The sequence below is a fragment of the Comamonas sp. 7D-2 genome, from assembly GCF_022749555.1.
Taxonomy (GTDB): Bacteria; Pseudomonadota; Gammaproteobacteria; order Burkholderiales; family Burkholderiaceae_C; genus Comamonas; species Comamonas thiooxydans.
In genome coordinates, this window is record NZ_CP094238.1 from 3,302,550 (window position 1) to 3,317,075 (window position 14,526).

Below are 14,526 nucleotides of genomic sequence, written 5' to 3' on the forward strand. Positions count from 1 at the left end.
GCAACGCCCCATCGCCCTCGTGCGGTGGGGCGCTTTTTCATGGGCCGATCGTCGTGTAGCATCGGTGCATCAAATTGTGAACCTTTGGTTCCATTTGTCACGCCGGCAGCGGCGTCTCTGGTTCATTTTGAAAAAGGGAAAACGCAGATGAGTCACGCAATCGCAACCGATGCCGGCCTGGCGTGGCGGACCGGCCCGATTCGCCCGAGAGCCTGCACCTGCGGCAGCGTGGTGTGCCAGTTGCTGCATGAGCGGGTGATGAGCGATATGTCGCGCCGCATGTTTGTGGGCGGGGTGGCGGCCATGATGGCGCCATTTGTGGCCCTGCATGCTGCCGAGACAGGCGTGGGCGGGGCGGCCAGGCCGGCCGACCGCCCCGTGTTGCTGACCAATCTGCGCCTGTTTGACGGTACGGGCAAGTCGGTGCGTCAAGGCGTGCAGGTGCTGATCCAGGGCAAGCTGATTGCCGCCCTGCCCTCCGCCGGCGAGAAGATGGAAGGTGCCCAGGTGATCGACTGCCAGGGCAAGCTGGTGATGCCGGGCATGATCGATACGCACTGGCACACCATGCTGGCAGCCATTCCGCAGATGACGGCCATGACGGCAGATCTGGGCTATCTGTATATCTCCGCCGCGCAGGAGGCGCAGCGCACGCTGATGCGCGGCTTTACCTCGGTGCGCGACGCGGGCGGCCCCGCCTTTGCGCTCAAGCGCGCGATCGACGAGGGCATGGTCCCGGGCCCGCGCATCTATCCCAGCGGGGCGATGATTTCTCAGACCTCGGGTCATGGCGATTTCCGCCTTCGCAGCGATATTCCGCGTGCGGCGAACGAGCCGCTGAGCATGGTGGAGCAAACCGGCGTGGCCATGATTGCGGACGGCGAGGCCGAGGTTCTGCGCCGCGTGCGCGAGCAGTTGATGCTGGGAGCATCGCAAATCAAGATGCTGGCAGGCGGCGGCGTGGCATCGCTGTATGACCCGCTGGACAGCACCCAGTTCACCGAGAAGGAGCTGCGCGCCGGCGTGGAAGCCGCCGCAGACTGGAACACCTATGTGATGTCGCATGTTTACACGCCCAAAGGCATCAAGCGGGCCATCAAGGCGGGCGTGAAGAGCATCGAACACGGCCAGTTGGCCGACGAGGAAAGCGTGCGCATGATGCGCGACGAGGGCGTGTGGTGGAGCCTGCAGCCATTTCTGCAGGACGAGGACGCCAACCCCTATACCGATGCAGTGCGCCGCGAGAGCCAGTCGCGCGTGGCCCAGGGCACGGTGCGCGCCTATGAGATGGCGCAGAAGTACGGCATCAAGACGGGCTGGGGCACGGACATTCTGTTCAGCCCCAAGGGCACTGTCACACAGGGCAAGCAGCTGGCCAAGCTGACGCGCTTTTACGACCCCATGACGCTGCTGAAGCAGGCCACGGGCACCAACGGCGAACTGCTGGCCCTGTCGGGCGAGCGCAACCCCTATCCCCAGCCGCTGGGCCGCATCGCCCCTGGCGCATTTGCCGATCTTCTAGTGGCCGATGGCGACCCGACGGTTAATCTGGACTTCCTGAGCAGCCCGGAACAGAACCTGCGCCTGATCATGAAGGACGGCAAGGTGTACAAAAACACCCTGTAAGAGAGACAAATGACCCAGTACATCAACACCACTCCGGGCATGGCAACGGCAGCGCTGGCCGCGAGCCTGCTGGCAGGCACGCCGGCCTGGGCACAGGACAAGACGGCAGCCGATGCATGGCGCTTTCAGCTCACGCCCTATGTATGGATGACGGGGCTGGACGGCAGCGTCCGCCCGTTCAGAGGAGCGCCAACGGTGAGCGTGAACAAATCGTTCTCGGACATTCTGGAGGAGCTGGACGCTGCAGCCTTTGTGAACGGCACGGCACGCAAGGGGCAATATGTGCTGCAGGGCGACTTCAGCTACGCCGCTACATCGGACAAGGCTGCCCTACCCTTAGGCCTGAGCGCAAATGCCAAGATTCGCCAGACCTCGTTGACGATGACCGGCGGGCACAACTGGATGCTGAGTCCGCAGTCGAGCGTTGACCTGATGGCGGGCCTGCGCCTATGGCAGATCAAGGCCGAAGTGAGTGTGCCAGGGGTAGGTTCGGCGCAGTCCAACACCTCGTTCGTCGACCCAGTGGTCGCCGCACGCTGGCGCTACGATATTGCGCCGCGCTGGTCCACCTTGGTGTATGCCGATATGGGTGGGCTGGATGTGGGCTCGAAGTTCACCTGGCAGGTGCACGGCTCGGTGAACTACCAAGTCAAGGAAAACATCTTTGTGTCCGTGGGCTACCGCCACCTGAGCGTGGACTACCGTGACGACGGCAAGCGACTGGACTTCAGCCAGAGCGGCCCGATCGTCGGTGCGACGTTCAGGTTCTGATAACCACCAGCGGATAGCCAACACCCAGCCCGTCAGACCTGCGGCTGCAACGCCGCATGCAGCAATGGCATAGGCGATGGCAATCGCTGCGGGCGAACCAGGCTGCACCAGGCCCTCTATAGCACTGGATTACCTGGTGCGCGATCTCTCTCCGTTTCAGCGCATGGAGTCACCTCGACCACCGGAGAGTCAGAGCCTGAAATCGCGCTCGAAACACCACCACAGGACAAACCAGGGGCGTGCGCACTCATTGCTGCAGCCTGCCTTTCCTTGCTCCGTCAACCGCCCACGCCGGGCGACAATGTCAAAGCAGCACCAACTGACCAAAACAAGAAATCCGACAGGCCACAAGGCATCAATGAACCGCACCGAATTTCTGCAACAGCCCGAAGTCATTGGCTTTACCGACTGGCTTGCAGCCACACTCCCCCAGCGACAGATTCAGTTGAACATTCGCTCTTCCAGCTACGTCCCCAAGGGCTTGATGGCCACCACCCGTTTTGCCGATCTGGTACCTCGCCACTACCGCTGGCGAGCGACTGGCCTGGCAACGGGCGACTGGGCCGAGTCGTGCATCAAGACAAGCGCTCTTTCTGCCAAGCTGCGCGCTGCCGTGCAGGCCAACGATGCGACAGCCACCCTGGCCGCCTGTAGCGATGTGCTGGACTGGGGCGGCGAGCGCAACCCCAAAGAAGGTGCGCGGCCCTTTCTTGTGGGCCTTGGCACTAACATCAGCCACTACATCGCCCAGACCCACCAGGAAATGGCGCTTGGCTCGGCCAGCCTGCGCACCGGCTTTCCGACAGTGCGGCTCATGAACTCCATGCTCACCAAGGTACACGCCTTTTATTCGGCCGAAGGCTTGCCCATCTATGACTCACGGGTCAGCGCCGCAGCGGCTGCACTGGTGGAGTTCTGGCGCCGCAGCAGCGGCAGGCCCCACCTGCCCGATACGCTGAGTTTCCCGCTGGCCGGCGGCAGCCAGAAGCCCCAGCACAAACTGGCTTGCCTGTTTGACCAGCCACCCTCGCCGGGCACCCTGCTCTACACCAGCCAAAGCACGCCCCAGCGCTGGGCTGGCGCCAAGGTGCGGCTGGCCTGGGTAATGGCCGAGACCCTGCGCAAGACCCCCAGCCTGTTTTCAGGCCAGCCCGATCGCATGCGCGCCATGGAAGCTTCACTCTTCATGGTGGGCTACGACCTGAACTGCCTGGCCTGAACAAAACAGCCCCTGCCAACCAGTGGTTGCAGGGGCTTTTCTCCGCATCCAGGCATTTAGGTCAGATAGGCCTCCAGCGCTTATCCGTCAAACGCCGGAAGCTATCAAAACGGCTAGCTCTGGAAAAAGCCAATGGGCCTGTCGAATGCGGACAAGGGCAAAACGGCAAGACTGGCGGAATCACGGCAACGCCCTTCACCAAGGCATAAGGCCGGCCGGTGGACCCGGTTCAGGGTACTGCGGTTGGAGCGACTTGCATCGGGGAGGCAGCGACCGCAATCCTGAATGAGCCCGGAACCCACCACATCCTGCTGCGCGTCCGGATGAATACTGTGAGGAATATCGAGAGTTCCGCCTCAAACGTAAACCAAATGCTACGTAATGGCCGTGAATTCACAAAATTCAGCGTTGCGCCACGTTCTCCTACAAAAGGGTTTTCCATGACTCGGCGACCATGCATCCACAGCAAGCCAACCCGGTTTGCTGGTCACCTACCTGAAGGAGTGAAGGACATGACGCAACAGGCGAACCAGCAGCACAGCCCCAGCCAACAGGACAAGCAGCAACAGCAGCAGCAAAACCCTGGGCAACGCCAACCAGGCCAGAGCACCAGCCAACTCGGCCAGCAGCAACAGCAAACCCCAGGACAGCAGAAGACCCCTGCTCAGCAACAGCAGCCTGGGCAGCAGCACAAAACGCCCCAGCAGTGAAAGTGAGCGCCTCAGCGCTGGCCCACCTTGCCAGCGTTGTTCTGTACCACGCAAAGAAAGGAGCAGGAATGCAACCAGCCTCACCTGTCATCTCATCCGATCGTGTCAACGGCACCAACGTCTACAACCCCAACGGCGACAAACTGGGAGCTATCGACTCACTGATGATCGACAAGCTCACCGGCAAGATTCGATATGCAGTGATGCAGTTTGGCGGTTTCCTGGGCATCGGCTCAGATCTCTACCCACTGCCGTGGGATAGCCTCAAATACGAACCCAGCCAAGGCGGGTACGTGGTTTCCGTCACCAAGGAACGGCTTGAAAACGCCCCTCGCTACGAGGGAGGCACATTGCCCGAATACACCGACGACTACGGCCGCCGTGTTTATGACCACTACGGTGTGCCCTTTGTCTAACCCCGGCACGCAACCACACATGCGCTAGTGCCCAAACTCAAGAAGAACCGCAGGCCGGTCGGCGCCGGCCGCCAACCAGTTGGAGTTCAGCCCACCTCGCGGTCGGCTTTTTTTTGCGCGGAGATTTTCAAATGTAGCCTCCTGGCCCCGCGGGCCTTAAGCGCGACCTCTCCCCGCAGGGTCAAGCGGGGCCATCTGGTGTGATGGTTCCTGGTACAAGGTATTGCTCAAAATCGAGGCCTGAAATACGCTTTTCCAATACCGTAGTGCACAAGCCGTGAGCTGCGGTCTGAGCAGTCACACCAGATGGTGATGATATCCATTGCTTTCTGCCGAGCCTGAGGTTCTCTACCCTCCCTCTGCTTCCCCAGGCACGCCGCAAGGCATCGGCCTTTACCCGCAAGCCCACCAGCCAACGCTGGTGGGCTTTTTCTTTGCCGGTAGACGCTCAGTGCAGCCACGCAACACATGAGGTCGATGTCTGTTGACGCGCTGTACAGGGAAAATTTAAACTACTGTACAAATGAACAGCACTGATAAAAATAACAGTAAAATTCAAGGCAACAGCTTGCTGCGCCGGAGCGCGAAGCGCATTCACTCCATACCTTTGTTGGTTTCACCTGCTCTCAAGAGCGCTGGTCTTTTTTATCCGCCCCCGCCCATCCAGCGGGCCTGCTTCTCGCCAAAAGGAGACTCCATGCTGTACAGCACCGTTCCTCAACCCGTTGATGAAGACCTCGTGCAGCGCCTGCGCGAGAAGGGAGGCCTGTGAAATGGCCACACATCCCCACCGCCCTGCTCGCGCTGCTCCTGACAGTCCTGCTCTTGATCGCCCCGGCCTTGGAACAAAGCTACTGACCGCCGCGCAATGGGGCCTCTGCCTCCTGGGGATCTTTTGCCTCATCGGCGTGGCCGTCGTCATTGCCACCACCCCGCAAGCCTGGCCGCTGTAAACGGTCAACCTCATCGATTTTGATAGCCACAGGCGTTTTCCTGACAAGCGCCAGACCGGAGAAATATCATGGAAAAGATCATCGAGTCCCTGATCCTCGTCGCCGCCATCTTCATGGGCGTACTGTGGCTTGCCACCCCCAACGCCCAGGCAGACGAACCCACCACCCTCACCAAATCCGTGCGCGACGAGTTCGCCTGCCCAGGCATGCACGCCGAATGGCTGGACGCCCACACCGTCCAGTGCCTGCGCGAAAAGCCCTGATCTACCGCCCCGCTGCCCCCGCGAACAGCCCATGCCCCATCGACACCGTACGGCAACAACTACAGCACCGCGACAGCCAACACAGCCGGCTGCTGCCTGCTATGGAAAGCAAGGCTGCTAGTTCAATCCAGACGATGCCATCAGTAGCAGCACACTTTCAAATGCAGATAGGGCAGGCGCAACGCAATCGCCAATTCAGAAGCTCGGAAGCGCCCGCCAAGCAGACAAAAGCCCGCAAGGTTCCAGACCTAGCAGGCATTTTTGCCAAGTGGTTGGCATGTAATACCGCTACCTCAATCTGCTATGGCAAGCCCGCAAGCACTTGCGCGAGCGTTACTCGGCAGGTTTTGCGTAGACCTCTGCACTCAGCACCTCAAGGCCGACAAAGGGTTCAGTCCCTTCGACCCAGGCATCGTGGCCAGGTGGGATGGCGTAGGACTCCCCTGCGCTGAGCATTTTCTGAGAGCCGTCCTGCATTTGAACGGTGAGCTTTCCCGAAACGACGTGCCCCACATGCGAGAGTTGGCAGTATTCGGTCTTCACCACGGGCTTGATGCATTCGGACCAGCGCCATCCGGGCTCAAAGTTGAACCGTCCAATCGTGTAGCCCTGAAGCTTTACGAGCTCCACGCGAGTTTTGCTAGGTGTGCGAAGTTCATCGGGCTCGCTGTGTGACCTGACTTCTAGCTTCTCAACGCTGACTGGAGTGGCCATGATTTTCTCCTTCATAAGAGCTGCACCTCGAGCCCCCAAGGAATTCTTCAGGTATAGCTGGTGAGCCGAAGGACAGCTGAAAAAACTTATCACTACGTCATTCGCATGGCATTGCCAGGAGCACTTATCAGTTACCAATTGCTGCATGCGGCACGGCACCGTCTGCGCCGTCCAATCCACGGCTGGCAACAAAAAGCATGCTTTGACATACAGGGTGCCTACGCGGCCCATCTAAAGCGCCACAAGTTCGCACAGATTTTTCAGATTTGCATACAGCAAGCAGATCGAATGCAGCTGCAGCAAGAGTGGCATGACTTCTTTGCGCAGACCCAAGACGGCGCGATGCTGACTGTTTTGGGCACAGCCAATGCCTTACCCATTGGTAAAGCTGGCTGAACTGTCCAGCCCCTGCCCACCCTGCCTGCGCCGTATGGTTTTTTTGTCTGCCATTCACGGAGGCGCGATGGGTCGCGCCGACCCCTTGGCCTCAGCGAGGTACATGCCCGAGCCACCCACCGCGCATCAAGAACCTACTAGCACTTGAGCCCGCTGATGTTAGGACTACGGCTCGGTTACTTTGCAGGGTGGTCGCGGCGGAACAACTCCCACTCGTCGATTTCCGTGCCGTTGGGCAGCACGCAGATGCCGCGTTCTCCGGCAGTGGTCTTCTCGATGCGGGTCTTGCCGCCCAGCTTGGCACAGTACACCGATGCGGGGTTGGCCACGCCGATCACAGGCGCAGCGGACTGAGGCTGGGCGCAACCGCTGATGGCCAGTGCAGAAAGTACTGCGCTGGTGGTTCCAAGTGCTTTTTTCATGGACTCAATGTAGCAAATGCCGCCTTTTTCATGGAGCCGCAAAAAATCCTGACTCACATCAATTTCTCGTTTCCTTCATACATATGGGCTAAGGGTTGGCACCGACGATGCTGGCGACACTCTGTCAGCCAATGTCACTTTTAATTATTTCACCTCCAAAAGAGGAAAAGTGAACTGTCAGAAATCGCAAGAAGTTGTTAATTTCTGATCCGGAAGATGAGCGGCTGACACATTAATGGCCGCCTTGGCATTTAGATTTGACTAGAGATATGGCCAGTCTGGCCTGTCTGTTGGTGATCACTAGCAGAAGGGCTGTGTGTATGCATACGAGCAACGACCACATCTTTGTGTTGATGCCATCTCTGTCCCTGCTCTTTCTGGCCGGTCTGCTGGGAGTGTGCTGGGCGACCCAGCCCAAGCAACGCTTTCTACTCTGGCTGTGCGCCTCTTTCCTGCTAACCGCAATGTCTATCAGCATTCGCAGCGTGCTGAAGTTTGAAGTCCTCAATCATTATGTGGTTCTCGTCAACGCACTGTTTCTGGCGGGAGCTTGGTGTTTTACCAAGAGCTTTTCAGAGCGTCGGTGCGTACCCACATATCCGCTTGCAGCATTTGTCTTGTGTGCCGCGACGCTGGCCTCGCTCTACTATTTTGCCAATGTGGCACAGAACCAGGTGGGTCGGCTGCACACATTCGGTATAGGCGTAGCTCTGATGCTCTTGCTGCCAGTGCCGGCAGTTCTCAAACGAGGCCTCACCAACGACTGGCTGGATAGGATTTTGCTGTGGTCCTATCTGTCTTATGCCGTCTTTACCATGCTGCGCCCGACGCTGGTCGCAACTTTCGCGCATAACGGTCTCGGCGATGCCATGGATGCCAACTCAACCTATTGGCTGACAACGCTGATGAGTATTTTGCTTTTTGCATTGCTCTTCACGGTTTTAGTCTGTGCAGTCACCATCAGGGACACAGTCCGTCAACTGCGCACTGAACGCGACCTGGATGCTTTGACCCAGATACTGAATCGCCGCGCATTCAGTGAAGCCGCACAGCATCGCCTGGCCGATCAGCGCCTGTATCCCATGGCGCTTCTGGCCAGCGATATTGATCATTTCAAACGCATCAACGACAACTGGGGGCACGACAAAGGTGACGCGGTCTTGCAGCTTGTCGCCAAAGCGATGCAGCACAATGTGCGCAGCAACGATCTGGTTGCACGCTTCGGCGGTGAAGAGTTTATGGTTCTGCTGACAAAGATCGATTTGCTAGGTGCCGAGCAAGTCGCCAAGCGCATTGGCCTGGAGTTGAGAAATGACCAGGAGCTATTACCGAAAGGGCCAGCCCTGACGCTGAGCTTTGGCATCACTTCAATCAGCAATGCCGACCAGCTTGAAGGTGCACTGAGGCAAGCCGACCAGTTGCTGTATAGCGCCAAAAATGCTGGCCGAGACCGCGTTCATGTGGAAGGCCGCAGCTACCCAGACATCAGCTTTGAACACACCATCCCGGCAGACCACCCCATGGCATTGCTGACGTAAGCCGGTGAATTCGCTGGCCAATGCCATCCGCACCAGGCAGCTCACGTATCCAAGTTGGCCCACAATGACTCCTGCATGGTCGCTGACAAACCAATTTGTCAGCATTGATGCACCCCGTCATGGGTGCACTTTTGTCAGTGGAATCCTTGATGCGCAGACTTCGCCATCTCACCAACCGGCATCGCACACCGTCCACCAATATCGCCCTGGGTCTGCTGCTGGCCTTTAACGCGGGCGCGGTCAACGCTGGCGGCTTTCTTGTGCTGCGGATGTATACCTCGCACATGACGGGCTTTGCCTCTCAACTGGCTGACGGCCTGGTGCTTGAGAACGCCAAGCTGCTGCTGAATGCGCTTGGTGCCATCATCGCCTTTACAACGGGCGCGGCCGTCTGCGCGTTGCTGGTGAACTGGGGGCGCAAACGCCATCTGTACAGCGTCTATGCCCTGCCGCTGATGCTGGAGGCCGTCATGCTGATTGCCTTCGGCCTGATGGGCACAGTCACCTTGACATGGAATACGCCCTTCGCAGTGCCGCTGACCGTGCTGCTGCTGTCCTTCATGATGGGTCTGCAGAATGCCGTGGGTTCCAAGACATCCGGCGGCAGCACTCGCACCACGCACATGACCGGCAATTTCACGGATCTGGGCATGGAACTGGGCAAGATGTTCTTCTGGAAGCGCCACGCCAACGCCGACCTGCAACTATCACCCCTGGTTAGGCATGACTGGCGCCGTATGAAGGTGTCCGCAGGGCTGATCTTGATGTTTGTGCTGGGCGGCATTACCGGTGCGCTGGGCTTCAAGCATATCGGCTTCATCTGCGTGGTTCCGCTGGCCGCTCTTTTGCTTGTACTGTCCGTGCCACCATTTATGCGTGACGCAGCGCAGTCCGCCGAGCGGCCGTCACTCTTCAGCAAGAAGAGCTGAGTGCATCCTGTATCTCACGCCGCTGCCGCGACGTCCCCGGGTCCATGCACGACGACCTGATCGCGCCCAAGCTCCTTGGCCTTGTAGAGTTGCTGGTCAGCCCTCATTACGGCTTCGCGCAGATCGCTGCCGAATGGACTGACAACGATACCCATGCTCAAGGTCACGCGCTGACCATCGGGCAATGGCGCAATGATCTCGACCGCTCCGGCACGAATACGCTGCGCCACACGTTGTGCAGTCTCAATGTCGGCATGGGTCAACAACAGCACAAATTCTTCGCCTCCAAAGCGAGCCACCAGGTCGGTACCACGGACACTTGCCTGTATGACTTCCGCGACGGCCTTGAGTACTCCGTCGCCATACTCGTGCCCCCAGTTGTCGTTGACCCGCTTGAAGTGATCCAGATCCGCCACCACGATGGAAAGCGGCTGCGCTTTTCGATCCCGGGCCAGCGGGTCTGCAAACTCCCAGAAGCCGCGACGATTCAACACGCCAGTCAGCATGTCGTGATTGCGTTCGTCTCTGAGTGTGGCCATTGCATCCCTCATCGAAACGATGAGCATGAGGCCCGAGAACACCAGGCTGAACAATAGCGAGCCCAGCATGGTGACCAACCAGTAAATGGAGCTGAGCATGTCCTGGAGCTCAGTGAATCCAAGAAACAGCACCATGATGGGCCTGAGCACTGTATAGATCGCAAAGGCCCCGTAGGACCGGTAAAGCAGCTTCTCCAGCCCGTCACGTCTGACTTTTTTTAGCGCGATGGCAGGAAACGGTATGAAGTGAATGACGCCAAGCCCTGTGTTCAGCCAGAGCACACGTGCAGCAATGTTGTCCTGCACGATGCTGTACTCGTAAAGAGCAGCAACCACGATGATCGATACCAGGGCCGAGATCTTGGGATATGAGGAGACGGAAAACTTTTGAGCAACGCCCCAGGTACAGAGCCAGGCACCAAGCAGATAAATGGGCCCGGTGTAAACAGCCCATCGAACCAGTTGTCCGTGAGGTGTCAAGCATTGCCAACCCAAGGCAAGCCCCGTAAGTGTCAACCCACAAGCCGTCGAGAGCAGAAACACGGAGCGGCGCTGTGCAAGCCAGCAAAAAGCCATGAGTGCGCCCAGTGCCGTTATGCATACCGGCGCGACCAACAAGTAGAGCTGCAAATTGCTAGGCATGAATTGGCGGATCAGAAAAGCTCATTCACGCGGCAACGCAATTGTGGTGACCCATGCTCTGAGACTCAGAAGGTGGAGTCCATTTGATAAGTGGACTGATAAACGCCCGAATGTTAACAATTGTGCCGAGAACCCTGCAAATCTCCTCCAAAACACATCGGTTTCCCTGGTTCGTCACGAGTCCGTCAAGAAGCAGCAACTCGCGATCACCCCACCCGCAGCACTCGCCTCGGCCCCACCTTTGAGCGGGCTTTTCATGACTGAATCAAGGATGTACCTCCGAGGCAATCGCTCCCCAAATCATCGCCAAAGAAGTCGCTGCCCAACTGCCGGGCCTGTCCGGGAAGACCTTTGAGCGCCTTGTACGGCAAGACGACCTGCCTCAGCCTCGGCAAATCAGCGCGGGACGCTGACTGGTTAGCGATCTTGACGACTGGGCGAACAAGCACTCTTTGTCCCGATTGCAGTCGCCGGAGCACACCGGCGCCCAAAAAGCCTCTCCGCAGTCACACAGCATCTGCTTGAACAACGGCCTCGAGCCCCAGTGCCAGACGGCTACAACCATTGCTGCTTCTCGGCGTCGTATTTGTGGCAGTTATAGATGCCAGCCGCACCGGGAATCACATAACCCGAAATAGCGCCCATCACATCCTCTGGAGGGGCCTGGATGCATCGGTGAAACAGGTACTCGGCCAAGTCCCGAACCTGACCTGTCTCATACGCCCGTCTACCAGGGACTTATACCTATAAACCCAACTTTTAGCTTACGCAACAGCCTCCAGTCGCAACCCTGGACAACCTTGGATCACAATAGCATTCCCAGCGGACAGAGCTTTTGCGGCATGGGCATCAAGATAGATGCAACCTCCTTGGGCCAGCGTAGCTTTCAAAACCTGCGCCAAACCTACGCTAAGCTCTGGAGTGTGTAGGGTGCGCGTAGGGAATCTGGTGGCGTCGATTTGGCGTAAGTTTTCACAGAAGCAATCCTAAGCCTTTGATCGCATTGAATTTCATTCAATAAACTCAGCCACTTATTTAAGGATTCCAGTGGTGAACATCGTTATCCTGGACGATTACCAAGACGCGGTTCGCAAGCTCGATTGCGCCAAGCTGCTTGATGCCTTCAACGCAAAGGTCTATACCAACACCATCAAGGGCGTGGGTCAGCTCTCGGTTCGACTGCGCGACGCGGATGTCATCGTCCTGATTCGCGAACGCACCCAGATCTCGCGCCAGTTGCTCGATAAGCTGCCCCGGCTCAAGCTGATTGCCCAGACGGGCAAGGCTGGCGCCCATATCGATGTGCAGGCTTGCACCGAACGTGGCGTGGCGATTGCAGAGGGCGTGGGCTCTCCCATTGCGCCGGCAGAGCTGACCTGGTCTCTGATCATGTCGGCCATGCGCCGTCTGCCGCAGTACATCTCCAATCTCAAACATGGTGCATGGCAGCAGTCCGGTCTCAAGGCGGCCTCCATGCCGCCCAACTTCGGACTGGGCAGCGTGCTGCGCGGGCGCATGCTGGGTATCTGGGGCTACGGCCGCATCGGGCAACTGGTGGCGGGCTATGGCAAGGCCTTTGGCATGCAGGTCTGTGTCTGGGGCAGCGAAACCTCGCGCCGCAAGGCCGAGGCCGATGGTTATCTGAGCGCCCCGTCCAAGGAAGTCTTTTTCGAGCAATGCGATGTTCTGTCGCTGCATCTGCGCCTGCACGATGCGACGCGCGGCATTGTGACTGCACAGGACCTGGCACGGATGAAACCGACAGCCTTGTTCGTCAATACCTCGCGCGCCGAACTGGTGGAGCCCGAAGCATTGCTCTGTGCCCTGAACCGCGGCCGCCCGGGCCTGGCCGCGATCGATGTATTCGAGAGCGAGCCAATCCTGCAAGGCCATGCCCTGCTCAGACTGGAGAACTGCATCTGCACGCCCCATATCGGCTACGTGGAGCAGGACAGCTATGAGCTGTATTTCCGTGCTGCATTTGAGAACGTTGTGAACTTTGCCGACGGCCAGCCCAGCAACATTCTGAATCCTGAAGTTTTCAGCGGCCCACTGCGTTTGAACCGCTAACCGCTAACCGCTAACCGCGAGAGCTCGGCGACTACTGCCGGGCTTGGGCTTGCTGTGCCAGCTCGGCCTCCACGGCTTCGTAGACCGATTGACGCACCACGGTCTCCACTTCTTCACGAAGACGAAGCACCATGGATCGGGTCTGTGCTTCCACAACCTGAGCTATTGCTTCCTTGAGCTTGTGCTCCAGCACAATGTCCACCCGTTGCATCAGCCGGTGGACCAGATATTCTTCGGCCACCACGGCACCGTGCTCATCCAGTGCCTGCTGCAGGCCGACTGCCCCAAAGACCGGGGCGGGTTCAACAGCCTGCTCCACATCTTGTGCTTGGACGAGTGGCTCGGCGGCTTCCTCATCGAGTACCTCAGGCCCGGGTTGAAGTTCTTCATCCTGGGGCTGGCCAGCGTCCGTAACGGATGGCTGCTCCGCCTGGTCTGCAAGCGGAAATGCCTCCACGAGTTCGGCAGTTCCCAACTCAGTCTCAGGCTCCACCTGCCCGGCCGATATTGCCTCCACCACCTCCCCTGCCATGCTCTGCGCAAATGACTGCTGCGGCGGCAAGGATTCCGGCAAAGGGGGCAACTGATGCGGAATACCTGCAGGCCGGCCACGGCCGTAGAGACCATCCGCCAGCCATGAGGTGTGAAACGACGGCCTCGCCAGAGGGACAACGCTGTCTCCCAGCGTCCGCGGGCCTAGCACCTGCTGCACAGCTCCGTGAGACTGCTCCGGCGACGCAGACTGAGCGCTGTCCGCAGCGTCTTCGAGCGCGGCAGCTTCGGGCTGAACCACCTCGGTCAGGGTGGGGACGAAGCGTGGCGGAACTTTGGATGAGGAGTTCATGACCTAGCCCTTGAGATTCAGATCGTGCCGGACAATGGAAAAACCACGCGCTGCATAGTCGCGCCAGCGGGCACGCGCATCCTGGCGATCCATCTCATCGCCGGAAGAAACGATTTCCACCACGCGCGCGAAGCGCTCAAACCCCGACGGCACCTGCGGCATAAGATTGACCAGCACATCGTAATGAGGCAAGTCTTGCAGGTGTTCGGCCAGGATGACGGGAGAAGCAGCAAGCATCTGCGCTCCATCCGACTCACAAGCATGCGCGAGAAAATCCGTGGCCGACACGCTCCACAAACGGGGCGAAAGCCGGCTCAGCGCAGCTCCATCCCCCAGAACCACGATGCGCGCACCATGACGCAGAGCCTTGCGTGCGAATCGGCACACATAGCCCAGCTTGTCTGGTGCATTGAAATGAAAGGCAATTTCTGTCACAACTCTTGGCGGCAGATGCGGCCTGAAACCAGGCCGCAT

16 protein-coding genes are annotated in these 14,526 nt (G+C 58.8%); 11 read left to right on the forward strand and 5 right to left on the reverse strand.

From position 1 onward, the window contains the following. The first annotated feature begins 147 nt into the window (after positions 1 to 147). The 7 genes from MPZ60_RS15240 to MPZ60_RS15270 all read left to right on the forward strand — a co-directional run bounded on the left by MPZ60_RS15240 (position 148) and on the right by MPZ60_RS15270 (position 5,958). Positions 148 to 1,626, forward strand: a complete 1,479-nt coding sequence (locus MPZ60_RS15240; protein WP_034358298.1) for an amidohydrolase family protein — start codon at positions 148 to 150, stop codon at positions 1,624 to 1,626. A gap of 9 nt (positions 1,627 to 1,635) precedes the next feature. Next, positions 1,636 to 2,397 carry a YfaZ family outer membrane protein gene (locus tag MPZ60_RS15245; protein WP_034358301.1) on the forward strand — a complete coding sequence of 254 codons (762 nt, stop codon included), beginning with the start codon at positions 1,636 to 1,638 and terminating at the stop codon, positions 2,395 to 2,397. 358 nt (positions 2,398 to 2,755) lie between these two features. After that, entirely contained in the window at positions 2,756 to 3,616 is an 861-nt protein-coding gene (locus MPZ60_RS15250) for a hypothetical protein (RefSeq protein ID WP_034358303.1), read from the forward strand. A gap of 512 nt (positions 3,617 to 4,128) precedes the next feature. After that, the gene (locus MPZ60_RS15255) at positions 4,129 to 4,326 is read left to right on the forward strand and encodes a hypothetical protein (protein ID WP_080746240.1); all 198 of its coding nucleotides are present in this window, start codon (positions 4,129 to 4,131) and stop codon (positions 4,324 to 4,326) included. 68 nt (positions 4,327 to 4,394) lie between these two features. Beyond that, on the forward strand, positions 4,395 to 4,742 hold the full coding sequence (locus MPZ60_RS15260) for a PRC-barrel domain-containing protein (RefSeq protein WP_012838823.1): 348 nt from the start codon (positions 4,395 to 4,397) through the stop codon (positions 4,740 to 4,742). A 523-nt stretch (positions 4,743 to 5,265) separates the two neighbouring features. After that, positions 5,266 to 5,514, forward strand: coding sequence for a hypothetical protein (locus MPZ60_RS15265; RefSeq protein ID WP_165571717.1), 249 nt, complete (start codon positions 5,266 to 5,268; stop codon positions 5,512 to 5,514). A 249-nt stretch (positions 5,515 to 5,763) separates the two neighbouring features. Further along, a complete protein-coding gene (locus MPZ60_RS15270) occupies positions 5,764 to 5,958 on the forward strand; it encodes a hypothetical protein (protein WP_003053971.1) in 195 nt (64 codons plus the stop codon). A gap of 333 nt (positions 5,959 to 6,291) precedes the next feature. Here MPZ60_RS15270 and MPZ60_RS15275 read toward each other — a convergent pair whose 3' ends face one another. Further along, positions 6,292 to 6,672 (reverse strand): cupin domain-containing protein, encoded by a 381-nt coding sequence (locus MPZ60_RS15275; RefSeq protein WP_034358610.1) that lies wholly within the window; start codon positions 6,670 to 6,672, stop codon positions 6,292 to 6,294. A gap of 60 nt (positions 6,673 to 6,732) precedes the next feature. On the opposite strand from MPZ60_RS15275, the gene MPZ60_RS15280 reads away from it, so the two are divergent. Continuing rightward, positions 6,733 to 7,068: a hypothetical protein gene (locus MPZ60_RS15280; protein WP_131418896.1), complete on the forward strand. Its 336-nt coding sequence runs from the start codon at positions 6,733 to 6,735 to the stop codon at positions 7,066 to 7,068. A 176-nt stretch (positions 7,069 to 7,244) separates the two neighbouring features. On the opposite strand, the gene MPZ60_RS15285 is transcribed toward MPZ60_RS15280, so the two are convergent. Next, positions 7,245 to 7,490, reverse strand: coding sequence for a DUF333 domain-containing protein (locus tag MPZ60_RS15285; RefSeq protein ID WP_034358310.1), 246 nt, complete (start codon positions 7,488 to 7,490; stop codon positions 7,245 to 7,247). Between the two features lie 320 nt (positions 7,491 to 7,810). Here MPZ60_RS15285 and MPZ60_RS15290 point away from each other — a divergent pair, with 320 nt between their 5' ends. Together MPZ60_RS15290 and MPZ60_RS15295 are read left to right on the forward strand one after the other, a co-directional pair. Beyond that, positions 7,811 to 9,028 (forward strand): GGDEF domain-containing protein, encoded by a 1,218-nt coding sequence (locus MPZ60_RS15290; protein WP_034358311.1) that lies wholly within the window; start codon positions 7,811 to 7,813, stop codon positions 9,026 to 9,028. A gap of 149 nt (positions 9,029 to 9,177) precedes the next feature. Further along, the gene (locus MPZ60_RS15295; protein WP_034358313.1) at positions 9,178 to 9,957 is read left to right on the forward strand and encodes a YoaK family protein; all 780 of its coding nucleotides are present in this window, start codon (positions 9,178 to 9,180) and stop codon (positions 9,955 to 9,957) included. 14 nt (positions 9,958 to 9,971) lie between these two features. Here MPZ60_RS15295 and MPZ60_RS15300 read toward each other — a convergent pair whose 3' ends face one another. Continuing rightward, the gene (locus MPZ60_RS15300; protein WP_034358315.1) at positions 9,972 to 11,138 is read right to left on the reverse strand and encodes a GGDEF domain-containing protein; all 1,167 of its coding nucleotides are present in this window, start codon (positions 11,136 to 11,138) and stop codon (positions 9,972 to 9,974) included. 1,050 nt (positions 11,139 to 12,188) lie between these two features. Between MPZ60_RS15300 and MPZ60_RS15305 the strand changes: the two genes are divergently transcribed. Next, positions 12,189 to 13,208 carry a D-2-hydroxyacid dehydrogenase family protein gene (locus MPZ60_RS15305; protein ID WP_034358613.1) on the forward strand — a complete coding sequence of 340 codons (1,020 nt, stop codon included), beginning with the start codon at positions 12,189 to 12,191 and terminating at the stop codon, positions 13,206 to 13,208. A 31-nt stretch (positions 13,209 to 13,239) separates the two neighbouring features. On the opposite strand, the gene MPZ60_RS15310 is transcribed toward MPZ60_RS15305, so the two are convergent. Both MPZ60_RS15310 and MPZ60_RS15315 read right to left on the reverse strand, forming a co-directional pair. Further along, positions 13,240 to 14,052, reverse strand: a complete 813-nt coding sequence (locus MPZ60_RS15310) for a hypothetical protein (protein WP_034358319.1) — start codon at positions 14,050 to 14,052, stop codon at positions 13,240 to 13,242. Between the two features lie 3 nt (positions 14,053 to 14,055). After that, a complete protein-coding gene (locus tag MPZ60_RS15315; protein WP_034358321.1) occupies positions 14,056 to 14,487 on the reverse strand; it encodes a DNA polymerase III subunit chi in 432 nt (143 codons plus the stop codon). Positions 14,488 to 14,526 lie beyond the last annotated feature (39 nt).

Excerpts from the sequence above, each read along its gene's own strand:
- MPZ60_RS15240 (WP_034358298.1), top strand. The coding sequence starts at position 148 with ATGAGTCACGCAATCGCAACCGATGCCGGCCTGGCGTGGCGGACCGGC.
- MPZ60_RS15245 (WP_034358301.1), top strand. The coding sequence starts at position 1,636 with ATGACCCAGTACATCAACACCACTCCGGGCATGGCAACGGCAGCGCTG.
- MPZ60_RS15250 (WP_034358303.1), top strand. The coding sequence starts at position 2,756 with ATGAACCGCACCGAATTTCTGCAACAGCCCGAAGTCATTGGCTTTACC.
- MPZ60_RS15255 (WP_080746240.1), top strand. The coding sequence starts at position 4,129 with ATGACGCAACAGGCGAACCAGCAGCACAGCCCCAGCCAACAGGACAAG.
- MPZ60_RS15260 (WP_012838823.1), top strand. The coding sequence starts at position 4,395 with ATGCAACCAGCCTCACCTGTCATCTCATCCGATCGTGTCAACGGCACC.
- MPZ60_RS15265 (WP_165571717.1), top strand. The coding sequence starts at position 5,266 with ATGAACAGCACTGATAAAAATAACAGTAAAATTCAAGGCAACAGCTTG.
- MPZ60_RS15270 (WP_003053971.1), top strand. The coding sequence starts at position 5,764 with ATGGAAAAGATCATCGAGTCCCTGATCCTCGTCGCCGCCATCTTCATG.
- MPZ60_RS15275 (WP_034358610.1), bottom strand. The coding sequence starts at position 6,672 with ATGGCCACTCCAGTCAGCGTTGAGAAGCTAGAAGTCAGGTCACACAGC.
- MPZ60_RS15285 (WP_034358310.1), bottom strand. The coding sequence starts at position 7,490 with ATGAAAAAAGCACTTGGAACCACCAGCGCAGTACTTTCTGCACTGGCC.
- MPZ60_RS15290 (WP_034358311.1), top strand. The coding sequence starts at position 7,811 with ATGCATACGAGCAACGACCACATCTTTGTGTTGATGCCATCTCTGTCC.
- MPZ60_RS15295 (WP_034358313.1), top strand. The coding sequence starts at position 9,178 with ATGCGCAGACTTCGCCATCTCACCAACCGGCATCGCACACCGTCCACC.
- MPZ60_RS15300 (WP_034358315.1), bottom strand. The coding sequence starts at position 11,138 with ATGCCTAGCAATTTGCAGCTCTACTTGTTGGTCGCGCCGGTATGCATA.
- MPZ60_RS15310 (WP_034358319.1), bottom strand. The coding sequence starts at position 14,052 with ATGAACTCCTCATCCAAAGTTCCGCCACGCTTCGTCCCCACCCTGACC.